Source organism: Syntrophales bacterium (genome assembly GCA_023229765.1).
GTDB lineage: Bacteria > Desulfobacterota > Syntrophia > Syntrophales > UBA5619 > DYTH01.
The window spans coordinates 12,110-31,451 of record JALNYO010000018.1; the positions used below are offsets into that span (position 1 = coordinate 12,110).

Genomic DNA, 19,342 nt, shown 5'->3' on the forward strand with positions numbered 1-19,342 from the left:
GTGAGTGCGCCTCTTTCCCGGAATAAAAGGGTGTAATTTATTGAAAATTGTGCGATAATTAACCCGCAAGGGCCACCCCATACATATATGAGGTAAGCCTGATCATTTAACCCCTAACCTTTTGGGGAAATGGGCGGATACAAATTAGACCCCGTTTCTCGCAATGGCAGAAACGGGGTTTTTATTTTGGAGATATCGGGCGTGAACGTGAGCAATTACAAGATAGGGGAGCTTTTGCTCCGTCTGAAGTCGCACCTGCGCAGGGACCTTGGGAAAAAACATGACGTGGATGAGCCGCCGCTGCGCGCAGAGTTGTTCAGCGCCGACCAGATGGAGCAGCACGGCAAGAAACTGGCGAGTTTGCACCAATTGAATCCTGTGCATACCCCGGAGCTGCTTTTGGCGCGGCTGGCGGAAAACGAGGACATTCTGCTGGGCGTCCGCAACCTGTTGACCGAAGCGGCTAAGGACAACCGCCGGATTACGCCTGCCGGAGAATGGCTGCTCGATAACTTCTACCTGATCGAAGAGCAGATTCGCATTGCCAGGCGGCATCTGCCAAAGGGTTATAGCCGGGAGCTGCCCCGTTTGCTGAATGGCCCCTCGGCCGACCTTCCGCGTGTTTATGACATTGCGCTTTCGACTATTTCCCACGGCGATGGGCGGGCCGATCCGGAGAGTCTCCGCCGGTTTGTTGCCGCCTATCAGGGCATAACTGTCCTCAAGTTGGGCGAGTTGTGGGCCATCCCCATCATGCTGCGCCTGGCGCTGATCGAGAATCTTCGTCGCATTGCCGCCCGGATCGCGACGGACAGAATCGACCGTAATCTGGCCGATTACTGGGCGGATCGGATGACCGAGAGCGCCGCCAAGGATCCGAAGAACCTGATTCTGGTGATTGCAGACATGGCCAGATCGAATCCGCCCTTAGTCAGTTCGTTTGTCGCAGAAATGACCCGCCGCCTGCAGGGTCAGGGCCCCGCTCTGGCGCTGCCCCTGACCTGGATCGAGCAGCGCCTCTCCGAGGACGGTCAGGCTATCAAACAACTCGTGGATGCGGAGACCCAGCAGCAGGCCGCCGACCAGATCTCCATGAGCAACAGCATCGGCAGCCTCCGTTTCCTTGGTGCGATGGACTGGCGGGAGTTCGTCGAGACGATGAGCGCAGTCAATCAGATTCTGCAGGAAGATCCCGCCGCTCTTTATGGCTTGATGGATTTTTCGACCCGGGACCGGTACCGCCATGTTATAGAGAAGATCGCGAAGTTCAGCCGATTATCCGAGGGAGAAATCGCGCGTCTGGCGATCGGGCTCGCCCGGAAGGGAGAGGCCGAAAAGGGCGTCGCTAACCGCACGGCGCATGTCGGCTTCTACCTGATCGATCAGGGAGCTGCCGAGCTGGACAGTCTGGCCGAGGTGCGCTGGCCGCCCTCCGAAGCGCTCCGGAAATGGAGCCGGCGACGTCCTTTCCTGCTCTATGGCGGCGCGATCCTCCTTTTGACACTGTCCTTTTTATGGATATTGCTGAATAACGCATATAACGGAGGATTGCGGGAGTGGCCGCTGTTGCTCACGGGCGTGCTGCTGCTTTTGGGCGCCAGTCATCTGGCAATCGCCCTGGTGAACTGGCTGGCGACGCTGCTGGTTATGCCGCAGCCGTTGCCGCGCCTGGACTTCTCCGAGGGAATCCCGGCGCAATTTCGCACCCTGGCCGTGGTTCCGACGATGCTTGCCAGCGCCCGGAACATTGCGGAACTGATTGAGGCCATGGAGGTCCGTTTCCTTGCCAATCGGGACGATAACCTGCATTTCGCGCTGCTGACCGATTTTCGCGATGCCCCCGCTGAAACTTTGCCGGAGGATGAAGGTCTGCTGCGGCTGGTCCAAACGGGGATCGAAGGCCTCAATAAAAAGTACAGGAACCTGAATGGCGACAGCTTCTTCCTTTTCCATCGTCCGCGCCGCTGGAATCCGCAGGACCGGATCTGGATGGGTTACGAACGCAAGCGGGGGAAACTGGCGGATTTGAATGCCCTGCTGCGGGGCGACCCCGAGGATGGTTCCGGGGCCCGCTTTTCGCTTGTTGTCGGTGACACGGCCGCTTTGACAAATGTGAAATACGTGATCACCTTAGACACCGATACCCAGTTGCCGCGCGATGCCGCCCGTCAGTTTGCGGGGGCCATGGCGCATCCGCTCAACCGGGCCCGCTACGACGATGCCCTGGGGCGCATCAGCGAGGGATATGGAATCCTCCAGCCCCGGGTGGCGGTAAGCCTGACCGGCCTGAACCGGTCGCGGTACGCGGCCATGTGCGGGAGCGATCCCGGCATTGATCCCTATACGCGGGTCGTATCCGATGTTTACCAGGACCTGTTCGGCGAGGGATCATTCATCGGCAAGGGCATCTATGATGTGGATGCCTTCGAAGCGGCGCTCAAGGGGCGTTTTCCCGAGAACCGGATTCTCAGTCACGATCTTATCGAAGGGTGTTACGCCCGGGCGGGTCTCTTGAGCGATGTGCAGCTCTATGAGGAGCATCCCTCCCGCTACAGCGCGGATGTGAGCCGCCGTTATCGGTGGATCCGCGGGGACTGGCAGCTTTTCAGATGGCTGTTGCCAGGCGTTCCCGGCCCCACCGGGCAACCGCAAAAAAATCCGCTCTCCAATTTGTCCCGCTGGAAGATCCTCGATAATCTGCGGCGCTCTCTGGTGCCGGCGGCCCTGACCTGTTTATTGCTTTTGGCCTGGACTTCCCTGTCGCCGGCCTGGTACTGGACACTCGCGGTGCTGGGGATTATCCTGATTCCCGCGGTGCTGACTTCCCTCCTTGATGGGCTTCAGAAACCGGCGGAGGTCCTTTTCGGCCAGCATCTGAGCGTCGTCCTGCGTTCCGCCGGCCGGCGCTTCGCCCAGGCCGCCTTTACATTCGCCTGTCTGCCGTACGAGGCTTTTTTCAGCATGGAGGCAATCCTGCGCACGGCCTGGCGGATGCTGATCTCGCACCGGAAGTTTCTCGAATGGAATCCGTCGGGGGGGCCGGAGCGTAACCGCGGCGATCTGGTCGGCGCCTTTCGGACCATGTTTTTCGCCCCGGCGCTGGCCGCTGCCGCTTTTATCGCCCTTACTATGTTTCGTTCGAATTCCTTGGGCGTGGCCGCGCCCATCCTGCTTTTCTGGTTTTTATCCCCCGCGCTTGCCTGGTGGATAAGCAGGCCGCTGGTACGCCGCGAAGCGAGGCTGACGAAGGAGCAAACCCTCTTTCTCAGAGCGCTGTCGCGGAAAACATGGGCATTCTTCGAGACCTTCGTTGGGCCGGAAGATCATTGGCTGCCACCGGACAACTTTCAGGAGAAACCCTCCCCCGTGGTCGCTCACCGCACGTCGCCGACCAACATTGGCCTGGCGCTCCTTGCCAACCTGTCTGCCTATGACTTCGGCTACCTCTTGGCGGGACAACTCATCGAGCGCACGCAGAATGCCTTTCAAGCCATGGAAGCCCTGGAACGTTATCAGGGACATTTCTATAACTGGTACGACACCCGCTCCCTGAAACCGCTGACGCCCCTCTACATCTCTTCAGTGGACAGCGGCAACCTGGCGGGTCACTTGCTGACGCTGCGGCCGGGGCTGCTGGCGCTTCCCGATCAAAAAATCACGGGGCCGCGACTATGGGAGGGGCTTGGCGACACACTGAAGGTCCTTGCGGACGAGGCAGCCGTCACCCCGGGAATGATTCCTCCGGTCCGACTCGCAAAGTTTACGCAGCTTCTGGAGGCCGCGCTCGCCTCCCCGCCGGCAACGCTCGTCGCAGTGATTCTTTGCCTGGAACAGCTTGCAGCTTCCGCCGCGGAATTGATCGCCGAAGGCGAAGGTCTCGACACCGATCCCGAGAGCTCCCTGCGGGTATGGACGCGGGCCCTTGCCGGACAATGCCAAGCGGCGCTCGCTGAGCTTTCCTTTTTGGTGCCGGGGGCGGCCGGGCCTGCCCCGCCCGCTGATTCCGGGGAGTGGGATGGGATTCCGACGCTGCGCCAATTAGCCAAACTGGGGGGAGGCGCGGCAAGTCAGCGCGCCGCAGAACGGATAGAGACAATCGAACAACTGGCACGGCAATGCGGCGGGCTCGCCCGGAGCGAATACGGATTCCTGTTCAATAAGGCCCGCAAGCTGCTGTCCATCGGGTACAACGTCACGGAACACAAGCAGGATCAGAGTTTTTATGACCTGCTGGCTTCTGAGGCACGGTTCAGCACCTTCGTGGCGATTGCCCAGGGGCTTCTGCCTCAGGAGAGCTGGTTCGCCCTGGGACGTCTGCTCACCACTGCCGGCGGGGAGCAGATCCTCCTTTCGTGGAGCGGCTCGATGTTCGAATACCTGATGCCGCTTCTGGTGATGCCGACTTACGAAAACACCCTGCTCGATCAGACCATGAAGGCGGCGGTGGCCAGGCAGATCGAATATGGGCGGCAGCGCGGGACGCCCTGGGGCAGTTCCGAATCGGGTTACAACGCAATCGATGTGCACCAGAACTACCAGTACCGGGCCTTTGGCGTGCCGGGCCTCGGCCTCAAACGCGGGCTTGCCGAAGATCTGGTCATTGCGCCCTATGCCTCGGCGATGGCGTTGATGGTTGCCCCGGAAGAGGCGTGCCGGAATCTCGAACGCCTTGCGGCGGATGGGTTTGGCGGGCGCTACGGCTTCTATGAGGCGATCGACTACACGCCTTCGCGTCTGCCGCGCGGGCAAGGAAGCGCCGTGGTCCGCTCCTTCATGACCCATCACCAGGGCATGAGCCTCCTGTCTCTGGCATTTTTGCTCCTCGACCGGCCAATGCAGAAACGATTTGAGTCGGAACCCCGGTTTCAGGCGACCCTGCTGCTGCTCCAGGAACGAATTCCCCAGTCAACAGCGTTTTATGCGCACATTGCCGATTCCTCCGACAACCATCGGGACTTAAGCCCTCAGGCGACGCCGATTCGTGTTTTCAGCAGTCCCGATTCACCGATTCCGGAGGTGCAGTTGCTGTCGAACGGCCGCTACCATGTGATGGTGACGAGTGCGGGCGGCGGCTACAGCCGCTGGAAGGATCTCGCCGTCACGCGCTGGCGCGAAGACAGCACCTGCGACTCCTGGGGGAGCTTCTATTACATCCGTGATGTCCAGAGCGGTGAGTTCTGGGCCGCTTCCTCTCAGCCGACTCCCCAACGAGCGGATCGTTACGAGGCGATCTTTTCAGAGGGGCGGGCGGAGTTCCGTCGCCTCGACCACGGCATCGATACCCATACGGAGATCGCCGTTTCCCCCGAAGACGATATCGAGCTGCGCCGCATCACCATCACCAACGCGTCGGGAAGGAAAAGAACCATTGACGTCACGAGTTACGCGGAGGTCGTGCTCGCCTCGCCGGCTGCCGATGCATTACATCCGGCGTTCAGCAATCTCTTTGTGCAGACAGAGATTCTCCACCGGGAGCGGGCGATTTTCTGCACCCGGCGCCCCCGTTCCCAGGGGGAGCCAACCCCTTGTCTGTTTCATCTGATGGCCGTTCAGTGTGCGGATCTCGGGGAAATATCCTATGAAACCGATCGCCTGCAGTTTATCGGCCGCGGCAATACCGTTGCCAACCCCCGGGCGATGACGGATTTATCGGACCTGACGGGCAGTGAGGGTTCCGTACTGGATCCGATCGTCTCGATCCGTTGTCTAATCACGCTGGAGCCGGACGAAAAGGCCACTCTCAGCATTGTCACCGGGGTGGGGGAGACGCGCGCCGCCGCTCTGGGCCTGGTGGAAAAATACCAGGATCGGCGTCTGGCGGACCGGGTCTTCGATCTGGCGTGGACGCACAGTCATGTGCTTCTGCAGCAGATCAACGCCACCGAGGCCGACGCCCAGCTTTACGGGCGTCTCGCCGGTTCGGTGATCTATGCCAATGCCTCGATGCGGGCCGATGCGGGCATTATCCTGAAGAACCGCCGCGGTCAATCGGGGCTGTGGGGATACTCCATCTCCGGCGATCTGCCGATCGTCCTGCTTTCGATCGAAGATCCGGCGAATATCGAGCTGGTACGCCAGCTTGTGCAGGCCCACGCGTACTGGTCGCTCAAGGGACTGGCGGTGGATCTGGTGATCTGGAACGAAGATCATGCGGGTTACCGGCAACTGCTCCACGACCAGATCATGGGGCTGATTGCCGCCGGCGTCGAAACCAACGTGACGGAAAAACGCGGCAGTATCTTCGTGAGACCCGCAGACCAGATCGCGAACGAGGACCGTATCCTGATCCAGACAGTCGCCCGCGCCATCATCAGCGACTCCCGAGGATCTCTTGCCGACCAGCTCAGCCGACAAAAGACTGTCGAGATGGCCGTGCCGCGCCTGACGCTGTCCCGGACTCACCGCGCCGCCGGCCCGGTTCTGGCCGCGCTTCCCCGCCCCGACCTGATTTTTTTCAATGGACTCGGCGGATTCACCCCCGATGGGCGGGAGTACGTCATTTCTACCGCGCCGGGCCAGACGACCCCGGCGCCGTGGGTGAATGTCCTGGCGAATCCAAATTTCGGCACGGTTCTGTCCGAAAGCGGCTCCGCCTACACCTGGGCCGAAAATGCCCACGAGTTTCGTCTGACCCCTTGGCACAACGACCCCGTAAGCGACACGAGCGGGGAGGCCTTTTACATCCGCGATGAAGAGCGCGGCGACTTCTGGTCCCCAATGTCGCTGCCTGCCCGCGGGATGACGCCGTACGTCGCCCGGCACGGATTCGGCTACAGCGTCTTCGAACACACGGAGCGCAGCATCCGCTCCGAGGTGTGGGTTTATGTGGCCCCGGACGCGCCCGTCAAGTTCACAGTGCTGAAGATCAAAAACGAGTCGGGCCGTTTTCGGCAGCTCTCCGTCACGGGCTATGCAGAGTGGGTGCTGGGGGATTTGCGACCGAAATCGGCCATGCACGTGGCGACTGAAATTGACCCCGCAAGCGGGGGGCTCTTCGCGCGGAACCCATACAATACTGAATTTCCCGGCCGGACCGCTTTTTTCAACACGGACGGCGCGAAGCGGACAGTGAGCGGCGACCGGACGGAGTTTTTGGGACGTAACGGCACGCATGCAAGTCCGGCGGCGATGAGCCGGTCGCGGCTTTCCGGCCGCGTCGGGGCCTCTTTGGATCCCTGCGCCGCGATTCAGGTTTATGTTGGGCTTGCCGATGGCGAGGAGCGGGAGATCGTCTTCACGCTCGGTGCGGAGAAGGATTTCGCCGCCGCTCGGCGCCTGGCGAATCGTTTTCGGGGAGCGGCGGCGGCGCGGGAGGCGCTGGAAGCGGTGTGGCAGTACTGGAAACATACGCTCGGCGCCGTCCAGGTGGAAACGCCCGATGCTTCCCTCAACGTGCTGGCCAACGGCTGGCTTTTGTATCAGACCCTGGCGTGTCGCCTCTGGGCGCGCAGCGGTTATTACCAGTCCGGAGGGGCCTTCGGTTTCCGCGACCAGTTGCAGGATGTGATGGCCCTCATCCACACCGAACCGCGGCTTACCCGCGAGCATCTGCTCCTCTGCGCGTCCCGTCAGTTTTCCGAAGGGGACGTCCAGCACTGGTGGCACCCCCCCTCAGGCCGGGGCGTGCGGACCCACTGCTCGGATGATTACCTCTGGCTGCCACTGGCGACGTGCCGCTACGTCACGGCTACCGGAGACACCGGCGTCCTCGACGCGTCCATTCCTTTCGTCCTGGGGCGTCCGGTCAATGCGGAGGAAGATTCGTATTACGATCTGCCCTCCCGTTCCGGGGAAACGGCCGGGCTCTATGAACACTGTGTGCGGGCGATTCAGAAGGGGCTCCGGTTCGGCGAACATGGATTGCCGCTCATCGGCTCCGGAGACTGGGACGACGGCATGAACCTGGTGGGCGCCGAGGGAAAAGGCGAAAGCGTCTGGCTGGGGTTCTTTCTCTATGATGTTCTGACGTGGTTCGCCGGGTTGGCGCGCACACGCGGCGACATCTCCTTTGCCGACCGCTGTGAACTGGAAGCGGTGCAGTTGCGTCAGAATATAGAGAAAAATGGCTGGGATGGCAAGTGGTATCGCCGCGCCTACTTTGACGACGGCACGCCGCTGGGTTCTGCCGAAAACGCCGAATGCCAAATCTCTTCCATTTCACAGAGCTGGTCGGTTCTGTCCGGGGCAGGGGATCCCGGCCGCTCCCGACTGGCCATGGAAGCGGTGGAGCGGCGGCTCGTGCGCCGGGAATACGGTCTGATCCAGCTCATCGATCCGCCCTTCGACAAGTCAATGCTGAATCCCGGCTACGTAAAAGGGTATGTGCCCGGTGTCAGGGAAAACGGCGGGCAGTACACGCATGCGGCGATCTGGGCGGCTATGGCTTTTGCCGCCCTGGGCGACGCCCCGCACGCCTGGGAACTGCTGACGATGATCAATCCTGTGAACCATGCCAAATCTCCCGAGGCTATTGCAACCTACAAAGTCGAGCCGTACGTCGTTGCGGCTGACGTTTATTCCGTGCAGCCGCACACCGGCAGGGGCGGCTGGACATGGTACACGGGTTCGGCTGGCTGGCTCTACCGGCTCGTTATGGAGTCGCTCCTCGGCTTGACCATCGAGGGGGACAGACTGAGTTTCGCACCGCTTCTTCCTGTGGATTGGGAGGGCTTCACGGTGCATTACCGTTATCGGGAAACCGTTTACCACATCGCCGTCCTGTCCACGCCGGCCGTCGCTGGTCGGGCGGGGGTGACGGTTGACGGCGACTTGCGGACCGGGCAGTCAATTACCCTCGTGGATGACCGCCGGGAACACTCGGTCGAGGTCCGAATATTTGAAAAATAGAGCGTGACGGAGAGTGCCCATTTATATGAAAATCCCCCCTTACCCCCCTTTAGCAAAGGGGGGAACAATGAAGTCCCTCTTTGCCAAAGAGGGGAACAATGAAGTCCCCCTTTAGCAAAGGGAGATAGAGGGGGATTTGAGGGGGATTTTCATGCTTCGTTGTGCCCGACACGGGCATGGGGGTTCTTTACAAAAGGAAAGCATGCGCTTGAAAAATATTTTCTCTTGTTATAGTCAATCACCTGCTTGTTTACTATGTGGGAATTTACCATTTCGGAAAGATTCTCTAAACGCGGTTTCGGGGGGTTATCCGAATGACTGCAAACCGGGAAAGGGGCGGTAATGCTATGAATGAGGCGCTGCATCGATGGACGTTCAGCCGCATTGGCGGTGTTGACCAGGTAGTTCTAAAGAGTGGGGACGATATTGCCTGTCTGCACGAGCTCGATCAGAAGCTTTGGGCGGTGCTTACCATGCCGGCCCGGCAGCATCTGATGCGCGATACCCTCGAACACCTCGATGCCGACCAGGATGGCAGAATCCGGGTGCCGGATATCCTCAAAACCATTGGGGAACTGAAGGCGGCGCTATCGTCTCTCGATATTCTCTTTGAGCAGACGGATAAAATCTCCACCGGTCAGGCAGCCGATGCAGAGCTGCGTCTGGCTATTGTCAATGTTAATGAAATCATTAGTGAAAAATCGCAAAACCTTCCCCCTGATTCCGGAAATACCCCTGTTCCCGGTCAGACTAACGACAGCAGCGCTGATCTCGTCGGCATCGGCAAGGCAATATCCTTGTTTTCCAAACTGCCGCTCAACGGCGATGGCGTGGTGGTTCCCGAATCGACGAATGACATAGGCTTGCAGGCGCTTCTGCGGACGCTCATCGAGGCGGGCTATTCTGTCGCCGATGCAAGCGGCGCGCAAGGTCTGGATGCGGCCTGCAGCGAAAAATTTGTCTCGGATGCCAAGGCATATCTGGCGTGGGCCGAGGAGCTCGAGAGAAATCCGGAACTGCTGCCTGCCGGGGAAAAAAGCGGCGAGGCAGTTTCCCTTTTTAAGGAAATCCATCTTCAGCTTGATGAATATTTCCGGCGCTGCAAGCTTCTGGCGATGGCGGATGCGAAGGCGACGACGAAGGAACTGGAGGCGGCTTTTTCGGCTGTTCTCTCGCAAACGGTTTCCCCTGATTCAGAGGCACTGAAGGCCCTTCCGGTTGCTTTTCCCAACAGTGACGGGATATTGCATCTCGACGGACCGCTGCATCCGGAATATGAAAAAACTCTGCGCGCCTTCTTCGCCCTTGTCGAACTGGATAACGAACTGACATCGGCAAAGTGGGAGGCGGTAAAAGCCCGGTTTGCATCATATCAAGCGTGGTTGAGCGCAAAGCCGATCGTCAATGCGGAGGCGCTGGGCGCCGCAACCCTCTCAGCCATTGTTTATAGCGGTGATCTTGTGAAAATTGAGGCATTGATAGAAGCGGACAAAAAGATGGCTGATGTTGCCTTGCAACTGCAGAGATTGCGACAGGTCGCCCTTTTAAAACGCGATTTCTTGCGGATTCTGAAGAACTTTGTAAATCTGGATGAGTTCTATCTGAACAAACGGGGCATTTTTCAATCGGGGCGGCTTTTTCTCGATAGCCGGGAACTGGAGCTTTGCATGGATGTTACCAACGCTGCCGCCCATGCCGCAACCGCCGGTCTTTCCTCGATGTATCTTATCTATTGCGATCTGACCAAAAAGGATGGCACGAAGAAATCAGTCATGTCAGCATTTACCGCCGGGGATGCCGGCGACATTTTTGTCGGCCGGAACGGCATTTTTTACGACGCCGAAAATAACGACTGGGATGCGGTGATAACGAAGGTTGTCGTGCAGCCGATCAGCATCAGGGAGGCCTTCTTCAGCCCCTACAAGTGGTTTGTGCGCACAGTTGAAGGGTTCGCTATGAAGCGGGCCGCGGCTGCCGAGGCGGAATCGCTGAACAAGATGAAGGATTCTGCCGGTGCAGCGGCCTCTACTAAAGGCGGCGCTGAGGCCAAGGCCGGTCTGCCGGCGGCCGCGAAAAAGATCGATGTCGGCACAGTTGCGGCAATCGGCGTCGCTTTGGGCAGCATCGGGGCCATGGTGACCGGTTCACTCGGCATCTTCTTCGGGATGGGCGTCTGGATGCCGGTGGGCATTATTGGTGTGATCCTGTTAATTTCCGGCCCGTCAATGATTCTTGCCTACATGAAACTCCGGCGGCGCAATATCGGCCCGCTCCTGAATGCGGAGGGGTGGGCGGTAAACGGCAAGTTAAAGATCAACGTTCCCTTCGGTGGAACGCTCAGTCACCTCTCGGCGCTTCCGTCGGGGTCGTCCCGGCAGTTCAATGACCCCTTTGCCGAAAAAAAAAGTCATTGGCGATTGTACGTTTGTGCAGTTTTGCTGATCGCCCTGGTCTTGATTTTATATCTTACCCGGTAATTTGCTTTGTGAAGCCGCTTTCATAAGATCAACGAGTACCTATTATGATACTTTTGGCGAGCCTGTATCTGAATTCGCGCATAGCCGGAACATCCCATTGGAGGTAATTGCAAAACTCCGTGTCATGCCCGAAAGCGGAGCTTAATGTACACAATGCTTTTGTCGGGCATCCATGATTTAAAATAGTTAAAAACTGGATTATGAACATTAAACTTCATTTTCCCGCCCAGAAGCGTCGCGGGAATGACAGCGTTGGGAGTTTTGCAATTGGCTCATTGGTATGCTTTACGCATCGATCTCGGCTTCGACTTTCTGGAGCACTTCCGACCCGTTCTGGTTTACGACCTGGATGGAAAGCTTAGCGCGGCCCGCCTGCACGCCTGTCACGGCTCCCTCAACGGAAATCGTATCTTCCATCATGACCGGGGCGCTGAAGCGGCACTTTATTTTTTTCAGCCGGCCAGGGTCGCCGGTCCAATCGGTAACGACTTTCGCCGCGAAGGCCAGCGTGCATAGGCCTTGGAGAATCGACCCTCCCAGCCCCACCATCTTTCCAAACTCGGGATCGATATGGATCGGGTTGAAATCGCCCGAGGCGCCGGCGTAGTATATTGACCGGTATCTATCGACCTTCTCGCTGCCGGTGAATGTTTGTCCTTTTTCAACTGTCATCGTGAGTCTCCTGTTTGTATGAAAATTCCCCCATCCCCCCTTTGCCAAAGGGGGGCAAGGGGGGATTTTCATGCTTCGTTGTGCCCGCTTCGGGCATGGGGGTTTTTATGGGTGTCAAACCTGCACTTTTTACGTTTTCTCGCGTAGTTATCCCGTCGTTGTCAATTGTGTAGGTCTAATGCTTTAGTGCCTGGCGACAAAGGTATATATCCCCCGGCATACCTCTTGGCCGCGCTGGTTTGTTGATTTGACCTCGATCGCAATGACATCCAGCTTTTCCTTGTTTTTGATGGCGACAATCCTGGCGCTGCTGGTGATGCAATCGCCCGCCTTGATAACCTCCAGAAATTCCAGCTCCTGCTCGCCGTGGACGATCATCGGCATGTTCAGGTTCAGATCCTTGTCCAGGAAAACGGGCTCGATCAGGTACGCGCCAATGACAACCGCGAAGGTGGGAGGCGCGATAATCGCGCCGTATTTGGATTTTTTGGCGAAATCGTCATCGAGATAATGGGGATCGAGATTCTTGATCGCCTTGGCGTACTCCTTGATTTTTTCCTTTCCCACCTCGTATGTGTAAGCCGGATATGTTTTGCCGATGAATTTGGTATCTATTGACATAGTTATCTCTCCCTGTTCCTGTCATCCCCGAAGTCCGGGCGACAACACAATTTTACCTTTTAAGCTGAATACTTGCGGATAAGATCCTTGGCGATCAGCACCCGCTGTATTTCCGAAGTTCCCTCGCCGATCTCTCCCAGTTTGGCATCGCGGTAGAGACGCTCCACCGGAAACTCCTTGATATAGCCGTAACCGCCATGAACCTGCACCGCCATGCTGGAGATCTGCGTGGCGGCCTCGGAAGCCCAAACCTTCGCCACCGACGCCAGCACCGCGGAGTCCGGCTGATTCGTCTCCTTGGCCCAGGCGGCCTGGTAAATGAGGAGCCTGGCCGTATCGGACATGATCATCATGTCCGCAATCTTGAAGGCGATTTCCTGAAAGCGGTTGATCGGCTTGCCGAAGGCCTTGCGCTCCTTGGAATACTTGTTCGCGTGTTCCAGGCACTTGGCCGCGATTCCCAGACAGACAGTCGCCATGCCGATCCGACCGTATTCGAGGGTCTGCATCGCCTGGATAAAACCATTGCCCGCCACGCCGAGCACCGCGCTCTCCGGGACCTCGCAATCCATCAGGACCAGTTCGGCAGTGGGGGAGCCGCGGAAGCCCATTTTATCGAACGGCTTGCCCGCTGAAAATCCCGGGGTGTCGCGATCTACAAGAAAGCAGGTAACGCCGGCCGCCGGTCCCTTCTCTTTGTCGTTATAGGCGAAGATCAGCGCCACATCGGCGATCGTCGCGTTGGTGATGAAGATCTTGGTTCCATTGAGGATCCACCTGTCGCCCTTTTTCACAGCGGTTGTCCTTATGGAAGCAGCATCCGAGCCGGCTTCCGGTTCGGTAAGGCCAAAGCAGCCGATGAGATCGCCCTTGATGATGCCGGGAAGGTATTTTTCTTTCTGCGCAGCAGTGCCGAACAGCCTAAGCGGCATGCCGAAGAGGCCGCTGGAGGCGCCGCAGGATAAAAACGTGGAGGCGCAGGCGGCAGCCACCGCTTCTCCTGCGATCGCCTGACTGATCAAATCGAGATTTGTACCGCCGTAAGCCTCTTCGTGGCCGATCCCCAGATAGCCGATGCCCGCCATCATTTTGATGTTTTCCTTCATCAGCCTGCCCGCTTCTTCATGCGCAGCTCTATCAAGAATTTCAGCGCGCGGTTCTATTTCCTTCGTGCAGAACTTCGTAAAATTGTCCTTTATGGATAACTGTTCCGGGGTCAAATCATAGTTCATGATATTATTCTCCTTAGGTAATTGCAAAACTCCCCATTCTTGTCATTCCCGCAACGATTCTGAGCGGGAATCTGGTTCTAACTGCTTGAAAAACCATATTATGAACATTAAGCTTCGCTTTCCCGATAGAGACATTATGAACATTAAGCTTCGCTTTCGGGAATGACAAATGGTTTTTCAATTGCCTCTCCTGTCTAATTATTCTGCTTCCGGGCGTGTCATGAGAAGTAGCTCAGGATGCGGGAGATGATGAGCCGTTGAATTTCGGAGGTGCCGCCACCGATCTGCCCGAGCTTCGCATCCCGGAGGAACCGCTCGATCGGGTATTCATGGATGTAACCGTACCCGCCGAATACCTGGACTGCATCGTTGGCGGCTTTTATGCCCCAGTCGCCCACAATCGCCTTCGCGATTGAGGTGTGCATGTGATCGAGCGGTTTGCCGGAATCCTTGTCATGGGCAACCCGGTAAACTACCATTCGCGCGGCCTCTTTGATAATTTTGAGATCCGCCAGCTTGTGCTGTATCGCCTGGAACGCGTTAATCGGCTTCCCAAACTGCACCCGCTCCTGCGAGTACTTGGCGCAAGCCTCGATTGCGAACTGCATGCCGCCGATGAAGGGTGAAAGCAGCGAGCTTCTGTCCCAGGAGAGGGTCTCGTGGGTGTATTCAAAGCCCTTGCCGATCTCGCCCAGCAGGTTTTCCTCCGGGACTTCGCAGTTGTCGAGAATCACCTCGGCGGTGGCGGAGGCCCGCACCCCCGTCTTGTGGAAGGGCTTGCCGGTAGAGAAGCCGGGGAAGCCCCGCTCGACGATGAAGGCGGTAATCCCGTTGTGCTTCAGCGCCCTATCTACCGTGGCATAAACAACGCAGACATTGCAGACCGGGGCGTTGGTAATGAAGGTCTTTGTGCCGTTGAGGATCCATTTGTCGCCTTTTTTGAGCGCCGTAGTAGTGAGCGACGCGGCGTCGGAACCAGCGCCCGGCTCGGTGAGCCCCATGCAGCCGATCCACTCGCCACTCGCGAGCTTAGGCACGTACTTTGTGAGCTGGGCGGGCGTCCCATGCTTGAAGATGGTATCCGTACACAAATACGTATGCGCCCCCAACGCCAGCAGATGTCCCTGATCAACGCCGGCATGTCCCAGGGCTTCGCCTGCCAGGCAACAGGTCACGACGCTGGCGCCGCCCCCCCCCAGTTCCTCCGGAAACGGCAGGCCCAGAAGTCCCATCTCCCCCAGTTTCCGCCACACTTCCAGCGAAAACTCCCCTTTGAGATCAGCCTCCCCGACCAGCGGCACTATTTCCTTTTTTGCGTATTTATAGACCGAATCTCTAAACATTAATTGCTCTTCCGTGTAGCCGAATTCCATGAAAGCCCCTTTCGATATATTATTTTTGCTTGATGACTATAGAGAGAATCTGTTCCTTGATTTTCTCTCTGAGCTCGCGGTAGGCAAATGCCTCGTTATCAATCACGTACTGGATGATGGTTCCCTGAATCAGGGAGATGATGATGACTGAAGTCACTTTCACATCCAGGGACATGAAAATGCCTTTTGCCGCACCCTCCTCAAGAATGGCGGCGATCTCGTCGCGGTAGCTCTGGTAAAGCTTTATATTGGCCTGGCGGATCCGGCTGTCATGATTCATCTGCCCCCAAAAATCGATCAGCACGTAAAAATAAGCCTTTTCCTTATCCACCAGATCGAACGCTTCGTCGCAGAAGGCCAGCAGTTTGTCCTGCGGTTCGGTCAGCGCTGAAAGCGCCCTTTGGAGATTATTGCTGAGTTTAGCGTTCATTTCCTTCAACAGCTTGAACAGAAGGTCCGCCTTGTTCTTGAAATAATAGTGGACCAGTCCCGTTGACAGGCCGGCCTCCTCGGCGATGTCCCTTATCGTGAAATCGGAATAACCCTTCTCGCCTACGACCTTGTACGCCGCTTTGGTCAACTGGGCGCGTCGCAGATTTAATAAATCACTTTTATTTTGCTCATCCATCATTATTGGCGCTCTCCCCCATAAAGATCAATCTATTGAGCCAATTGCAAAACCATTTGTCATTCCCGAATGTCTCTATCGGGAATATGGTTTTTCAAGCAGTTAGAACCAGATTCCCGCCCAGAAGCGTCGCGGGAATGACAGCGTTGGGAGTTTTGCAATTGGCTCTATTACCTTAAAATACTCAATATCCCGGATGCTGCCTTTTCGCTCCTTGGAAAATACCGGTTCGACCCGGGCGCCGATTCGGAGCCTCTTTTCCTCCTCAACGCTGATGTAGTGCTGAAAAAGGGTATCGGCGCCGTCCAATTTGATGAAGCCGTAACCATAGGGGACCGGCTTCTGCAGGCCTGTTTCCGGATCGAGGAAGGCAAAGCGAATAATGGTAAAGGTGCCGATGACCCCTTGCGGCCCTACTTCGACCCACTCCTTCATCTCCACAAAGCAGTCTCCGCAGACCGCGCGCGGCGGGATATAAACCTTCCCGCACTGGGGACACCGAACCGCCATAAAACGGCAGTTGTCCCGTATCTCTGTAAAAAACCTGCTCCCGTGCATCCCCACGCTATACGCGAAGGGCTGAACCGCGTCGCCTGAGGCGATGATGAGCTGTTCCTGCCTGACCATAATGTTCACTCCCGTAAAATCACTGCGGTTTTTTCCTGCCGTGCAGGATCATATCGGTCCACCAGCAGCCGCCGAACCCGCTGCTGAAGGCAAGCTTGACGTCCGGAACCTGCCTGTCCTCTGCCTTCCCCATCACCTGCAGCGCCGCCTCGGCGCACCGGATAAGCCCGGTTGCCCCGATGGGATTGCAAGAGATAACGCCGCCGGACGGGTTGATGGGGAGCTCGCCGCCCATGTCGGTATTGCCATCCCAGATATACCGCGGCGCCTCGCCGGGGCCGACAAGCCCCATGTCCTCAATCCAGATCAGACCGCCGAACGAATAGGGCTGGTAGAGCTCGATTACGTCCAGTTCCTTGCGTGGCTCCTTGATGCCCGCCTTCTTCCAGAGTTCCTGCGAGCCCTCGCGCATGCTGGTGAGCCGTCCGTAATCGGCGTCGCCCAGATAACTGTATGAATGGCGCGCAGCCGTGCCCAAAATCCAGTCGGGCTGTGGGCAGCTCTTTTCCGCAACGTCTTCGCTGGCCATGATTACGGCGCACGCGCCGTCGGAACGGGGGCAGACGTCCAGCAGATGGATCGGATCGGCCAGCATCGGAGAGGCAAGCACTTGTTCGAGGGTCACCTCCCTGCGGAGATGCGCGTGGGGGTTGTTCAGCGCGTGTTTTCGGTCGCGAACGCTCACGCGGGCGGCGTCGCGGTCGGTGGCGCCGTAGCGGGCCATATAGGCCTGGGCCTCCGCCGCCAGTCCCGAAATCGCGCCGGCGAATACCAGGCGATCCCAGATGGGATCAAAAGCGGTGGTGATGGCGCCGGTGGTGTTCGACTCGGAGTTCTTCTCCCAGCCGATAATCAGCACCCTGTCGAACATGCCCGACCCGACCAGATGGAAGCCGCCAATAGCGACGGTGCAGCCGGTGGTTCCGCCGGTGGTAAGCTTGATGATTGGTTTCATCGTGCCGCCGGAGCCGTCCACGCTCCAGCAATCGACGTAATTGATCCCTTCAAAGTGGTCCATATTGCCGATGACGATGGCATCAATGTCTTTCATCTGCAGATCGGCGTCGTTGAGCGCCCGGAGAACCGCCTCGTTAATGAGCTCCTGTCCGTTTACGTCCGGGCGATGGCTCGTATGGAATGTCTGGCCGGTTCCGACAATTGCCACTCGTTTTGCCATGGTTCTTCCTCCTACTTGTCCCTGTCAAGGATAAACACGCAGTGGGACTGGCCGGCAAGCCCGTTTACGCCGTGCGCCAGACCGGTTTTCGCCTTTTTTACCTGAAATCCTCCGGCGTCGCCCCGAATCTGCCTGACCACTGCGGCCAGGCTGTAGAGGCCGGCGGCGATGACCGGGTGGCCGGAAAGCAGTCCGCCGGAGGCATTCACCGGCAGCCGGCCGTCTCTGTCAAAATCTCCCTTTTCGAGGAGTTTCCCGGCCGTCGCCGCCTCGGCAAGCCCCATTTCCTCGAGCCACATAAGCTCTTGATAAGTGAAAGCGTCGTGCAGTTCCACAACATCGATCTCTGCTTTCGGATCATTGATGCCGGCCATCGCGTAGGCCTTCTTCGTCGCTTCGACAAGCGATTGGGCGCGGGAAAGGTCCCGGTCGCCAAAAAAGAAGCTGTCCGCGCAAAACGACACGCCCCTGATCCAGACGGGCTTCTGCCTGAACCTGGTTGCCACCGATTCGTGGGCGATAATGACCGCCGCGCACCCATCGGACACCGGAGAGCAGTCCAGCTTGTGGAGCGGGTCCGCGATCAGCTCGGATGAGAGCACGTCCTGAACGGTAATTTTCAGCGGCAGTTGCGCCAGCGGGTTTTTGAGCGCATTGCCGTGGTTCTTCACCGAGACCAGCGCCAACTGCTCCGCGGTGGTCCCGGTGCGGTGCATGTATGACCTGGCCTGCATCGCGCAGGCGGTAACCATGTCCATGCCGAGGGCGCGTTCGTAGATGGGATCGAAGGCCGCATTGGTAATGAGGCTCGACACGCCCTCGGAACCCTTGGAGTGTCCGGTGACCAGCGTGGTTTTGTATGAGCCGGAAAGGCATCTGGTCATCCCGTAAAGCGCCCCGTAGGCGCCGTCTCCCTCGACGCAGGAGACGTTTTTGTGGGCCGCGCCGCTGGCGTCTCCTACGGCCATGCAGGAAATTGTACGTCCGTCCCAGAAGTCGCTGGAGGTGGTCACCACGTTGTCGATATCAGCAATCGTCATGCCCGCATCGTTCAGGGCCTTGTTTACGGCCTCCCACGCCATGTCGGCGAAGGTCTCCCGCACCTTGTTTTTTTCTATTTTGGTCATGCCGACGCCGATTATCGCCGCTCTGTCCATGTCACTGGCTCCTTATTTTATTGGCTGGAAATGCGAAATATCCAGGATGGCGCCCTTGCGCGCCTCGGAGAACACCGCCTTTACGCGCATGCCGATGGTCACGTTTTCCGGCTCTATTTCCTCTATATAATGCAGCATAGCGGTATCGGCGCCCTCGAGTTTTATCAGCCCCCAGATGACCGGGACCCTTTTGTTATTCGGGATGGCGGCAAACTGGCGCCTCGCCACGGTAAAGGAAAGGACGCACCCCTCGCCGGACAGCTCCACCCACTGAGTATTTTCGGTAAAGCAGGCAGGACAGGCCTTGCGCGGAGGGAGAAAAACCCTGCCGCAGACCGGGCATTTTGTCGCCATTATTATTTTTTCATCCCGCAGGGCTGCAAAAAATCTGCTCGCCGTGTTGCCGGCCCACCAGGAATAGGGGACATTGATTTTGCTTTGGCAGACCATCGGCTCAATGCCTGGAAATTGCTCGTACATGATTGTTCTCCTCTTCTTGTGCGCCTGTACCCGTAGGAGCGCCGGGGCGCG

Annotated in this window: 11 protein-coding genes; 2 read left to right on the top strand and 9 right to left on the bottom strand. The window is 58.0% G+C overall.

Going from position 1 to position 19,342, the window contains the following annotated elements:
* The first annotated feature begins 201 nt into the window (after nt 1-201).
* Complete coding sequence (locus M0P74_10795) at nt 202-8,847, top strand: hypothetical protein (protein MCK9364066.1); 8,646 nt, start codon at nt 202-204, stop codon at nt 8,845-8,847.
* Nucleotides 8,848-9,161: 314 nt separating this feature from the next.
* Nucleotides 9,162-11,324 (top strand): hypothetical protein, encoded by a 2,163-nt coding sequence (locus M0P74_10800; GenBank protein MCK9364067.1) that lies wholly within the window; start codon nt 9,162-9,164, stop codon nt 11,322-11,324.
* Between the two features lie 285 nt (nt 11,325-11,609).
* Here M0P74_10800 and M0P74_10805 read toward each other — a convergent pair whose 3' ends face one another.
* The 9 genes from M0P74_10805 to M0P74_10845 all read right to left on the bottom strand — a co-directional run bounded on the left by M0P74_10805 (nt 11,610) and on the right by M0P74_10845 (nt 19,291).
* Nucleotides 11,610-11,996: a MaoC family dehydratase gene (locus M0P74_10805; protein MCK9364068.1), complete on the bottom strand. Its 387-nt coding sequence runs from the start codon at nt 11,994-11,996 to the stop codon at nt 11,610-11,612.
* 183 nt (nt 11,997-12,179) lie between these two features.
* Nucleotides 12,180-12,617 carry a MaoC family dehydratase N-terminal domain-containing protein gene (locus tag M0P74_10810; protein ID MCK9364069.1) on the bottom strand — a complete coding sequence of 146 codons (438 nt, stop codon included), beginning with the start codon at nt 12,615-12,617 and terminating at the stop codon, nt 12,180-12,182.
* Between the two features lie 59 nt (nt 12,618-12,676).
* Nucleotides 12,677-13,849, bottom strand: a complete 1,173-nt coding sequence (locus M0P74_10815; GenBank protein ID MCK9364070.1) for an acyl-CoA dehydrogenase family protein — start codon at nt 13,847-13,849, stop codon at nt 12,677-12,679.
* 218 nt (nt 13,850-14,067) lie between these two features.
* Entirely contained in the window at nt 14,068-15,222 is a 1,155-nt protein-coding gene (locus tag M0P74_10820; GenBank protein ID MCK9364071.1) for an acyl-CoA dehydrogenase family protein, read from the bottom strand.
* Between the two features lie 19 nt (nt 15,223-15,241).
* Complete coding sequence (locus M0P74_10825) at nt 15,242-15,853, bottom strand: TetR/AcrR family transcriptional regulator (GenBank protein MCK9364072.1); 612 nt, start codon at nt 15,851-15,853, stop codon at nt 15,242-15,244.
* 99 nt (nt 15,854-15,952) lie between these two features.
* Nucleotides 15,953-16,477, bottom strand: coding sequence for a Zn-ribbon domain-containing OB-fold protein (locus M0P74_10830; protein ID MCK9364073.1), 525 nt, complete (start codon nt 16,475-16,477; stop codon nt 15,953-15,955).
* A gap of 19 nt (nt 16,478-16,496) precedes the next feature.
* Nucleotides 16,497-17,654, bottom strand: coding sequence for a thiolase family protein (locus tag M0P74_10835; protein MCK9364074.1), 1,158 nt, complete (start codon nt 17,652-17,654; stop codon nt 16,497-16,499).
* Between the two features lie 11 nt (nt 17,655-17,665).
* Complete coding sequence (locus M0P74_10840; protein MCK9364075.1) at nt 17,666-18,811, bottom strand: thiolase family protein; 1,146 nt, start codon at nt 18,809-18,811, stop codon at nt 17,666-17,668.
* 12 nt (nt 18,812-18,823) lie between these two features.
* Nucleotides 18,824-19,291 carry a Zn-ribbon domain-containing OB-fold protein gene (locus M0P74_10845; GenBank protein MCK9364076.1) on the bottom strand — a complete coding sequence of 156 codons (468 nt, stop codon included), beginning with the start codon at nt 19,289-19,291 and terminating at the stop codon, nt 18,824-18,826.
* Between the last annotated feature and the right edge of the window lie 51 nt (nt 19,292-19,342).

Coding starts and splice junctions, on each gene's coding strand:
- M0P74_10835 (MCK9364074.1), bottom strand. CDS start 17,654: ATGGCAAAACGAGTGGCAATTGTCGGAACCGGCCAGACATTCCATACG.
- M0P74_10845 (MCK9364076.1), bottom strand. CDS start 19,291: ATGTACGAGCAATTTCCAGGCATTGAGCCGATGGTCTGCCAAAGCAAA.
- M0P74_10820 (MCK9364071.1), bottom strand. CDS start 15,222: ATGGAATTCGGCTACACGGAAGAGCAATTAATGTTTAGAGATTCGGTC.
- M0P74_10800 (MCK9364067.1), top strand. CDS start 9,162: ATGACTGCAAACCGGGAAAGGGGCGGTAATGCTATGAATGAGGCGCTG.
- M0P74_10815 (MCK9364070.1), bottom strand. CDS start 13,849: ATGAACTATGATTTGACCCCGGAACAGTTATCCATAAAGGACAATTTT.
- M0P74_10810 (MCK9364069.1), bottom strand. CDS start 12,617: ATGTCAATAGATACCAAATTCATCGGCAAAACATATCCGGCTTACACA.
- M0P74_10840 (MCK9364075.1), bottom strand. CDS start 18,811: ATGGACAGAGCGGCGATAATCGGCGTCGGCATGACCAAAATAGAAAAA.
- M0P74_10805 (MCK9364068.1), bottom strand. CDS start 11,996: ATGACAGTTGAAAAAGGACAAACATTCACCGGCAGCGAGAAGGTCGAT.
- M0P74_10825 (MCK9364072.1), bottom strand. CDS start 15,853: ATGATGGATGAGCAAAATAAAAGTGATTTATTAAATCTGCGACGCGCC.
- M0P74_10830 (MCK9364073.1), bottom strand. CDS start 16,477: ATGGTCAGGCAGGAACAGCTCATCATCGCCTCAGGCGACGCGGTTCAG.